This window comes from Actinomycetota bacterium (genome assembly GCA_035697485.1).
Lineage (GTDB): Bacteria > Actinomycetota > UBA4738 > UBA4738 > HRBIN12 > JAOUEA01.
In genome coordinates this window covers 1-2,247 of the sequence record DASSCU010000001.1, presented here as the reverse complement: position 1 = coordinate 2,247, position 2,247 = coordinate 1, and the positions used below count along the sequence as shown (strand labels likewise).

3 protein-coding genes are annotated in these 2,247 nt (G+C 69.7%); all 3 read left to right on the top strand.

All coding sequences use genetic code 11. The features are described 5' to 3' along the window. Nucleotides 1-363: response regulator transcription factor (locus VFI59_00015; protein HET6712086.1), on the top strand; the 363-nt coding region annotated here is incomplete at its 5' end. A gap of 97 nt (nucleotides 364-460) precedes the next feature. Further along, nucleotides 461-1,474, top strand: a complete 1,014-nt coding sequence (locus VFI59_00010; GenBank protein HET6712085.1) for an ATP-binding protein — start codon at nucleotides 461-463, stop codon at nucleotides 1,472-1,474. A gap of 35 nt (nucleotides 1,475-1,509) precedes the next feature. After that, nucleotides 1,510-2,247 (top strand): hypothetical protein (locus tag VFI59_00005; GenBank protein ID HET6712084.1); only part of this gene is annotated, 738 nt, incomplete at its 3' end.

The following is a 2,247-nucleotide window of genomic DNA, read 5'->3' as shown; positions in this document are numbered from 1 at the left end:
GAGCTCGTGGCCCGCGTCCGGGCCGTGCTCCGGCGAACCCGCACGGCGGAACGCGGCGACGAGGTCCTGCGCGCCGGCGACGTCGAGATCGACACGGGCAAGATGCGGGTGAGCGTGGCCGGCGCACAGGTCGAGCTCACGCCGACCGAGTTCCAGCTCCTCGCGACCCTCGTCCGCGAACCTGGGCGGGTGTTCACGCGCTCCCAGCTCCTCGACGCCGTGCACGGCGTCGCGATCGAGTCCTACGAGCGCGCGATCGACGCGCACGTCAAGAACATCCGACGGAAGATCGAGCCGACGCCCGGCTCGCCTCGATATGTCCTGACGGTCCACGGCGTCGGCTATCGGTTCGCCGATGCGTGACCGCCCCCACGGCCCGGGCAGGGGCCCCGGGTTCCGCCCCCCGTGGTGGCCCGCCGACGAACCCTTCCCTCCACGCTCGTCGGAGGGCTGGGGCGCGATGCGCGGTCGGTTCTTCCGGCGCATCGCGATCGGGATCGGACTGTTCTTCCTGTTCGTCTTCGTCGCCGGATGGCTGGGCGCCGCGTTCGGCGGAGGATGGATCGGACGGGGCGACGACCATCGCGGGTTCTTCCCCTGGTTCCTCGTCTTCCCCGTGCTGCTGGTCCTGGGGTTCGTGGCGTTCGGTCGCGCGATCCGGCGGACCGCCGGGCCGATCGGCGGGGTCATGGATGCAGCGGGGAAGGTCACCGAGGGCGACCTGTCCGCGCGCGCGGAGGTGCAGGGACCGGCCGAAGTCCGCGACCTCGCTCGCTCGTTCAACCGCATGGCCGAACGGCTCGAAGCCAACGAAGAACAGCGGCGGAACCTGCTCGCCGACGTGGCGCACGAACTCCGGACGCCGCTGTCCGTGATCCGAGCACACGTCGAGGGGATGGTCGACGGGATCTACGAGCCGACCGCCGACCAGCTCGCGCTGATCGGCGACGAGACGAGCGTGATGGGTCGTCTCCTGGACGATCTCCAACTGCTCTCGAACGCCGAGGCGGGAGCACTCCGGCTCTACCGGGAGCGGCTCGAGCCGCGCGAGCTGCTCGAGTCCGCCGAAACCACCTTCCGAGCGCAGGCGGGAGAGGCCGGTGTCACGCTCGTCGTCGACGCGGAGGAGGGCCTCCCGGTCGTCGACGTCGACCCCATCAGGATCGGTGAGGTCGTCGCGAACCTCGTATCGAACGCCCTGCGGCACACCCCCAGCCGGGGGACGATCACCATCGCGGCTGTCCGGGAAGGAGACGACGTCGCCTTCAGCGTGACCGACACCGGCGAGGGCATCCCGGCGGACGAGCTCGCCCACGTGTTCATCCGATTCGCTCGCTCCGCGGAATCGCGCGGATCGGGGCTCGGTCTGGCGATCGCGAAGAGCCTCGTGCAGGCTCACGGGGGCACGATCTCGGCCGAGAGCGAGCCGGGGAACGGGACCTCGATCCGCTTCACCCTGCCCGGGACCCGTTGAGGAACCCAACGTCTCTCGAGGGTGTACTCGGGAGGATGACATGGAGGACCCTGATCCCGTTCCTCTGCGCCGCATCCGTCCTCGCGGCCTGCACCACGCACCTCGATGCGTCAGGCGGCACCTCACCACCCGTCCGATCTCCCGCCCGCACCGTCGAGGGGCGGATCGTGCTCGCGGGCGACGACGGCGAGATCCATGTGCTCTCCTTGCCCGAAGGCACATCCACGGCCGTCACGTCGATCGAAGGCGACCAGTTCGACCCAGACGGCCACGGTCGCCTTGTCGTGTTCCGCGATTCACGCAACGGGGTCAACGTCGACGACGAGATCTACGTGGTCCGCTCCGACGGCACCCGTGTCCGGAACCTGACCAACGCGCCGCACAGCAACGAATGGGGGCCGGCATGGTCGCCGGACGGCACGCAGATCGCGTTCAACTCGGACCGCGAGGGCATCCCGCAGGTGTACGTGATGAACGCCGACGGCACGGACCTCCGGCGGCTCTCGGACGTCTGGGGCGAGTATCCGGCCTGGTCGCCGGACGGCGATCGGATCGCGTTCGAGTCGTACGTGGGCGGGACCACCGAGTTCGGCGACCCGAACTACGACGTGTTCGTTATGAACGCCGACGGATCCGGGGTCGCGAACCTCACCGACGACACGGGCAGCGACGACGGCTACCCGACGTGGTCACCGGACGGTGAGTGGATCGCGTTCGACTCCGACCGCGCGACGCCCGAGGACTTCGTGCCTCCCGAGTACGACCGAGAGCGA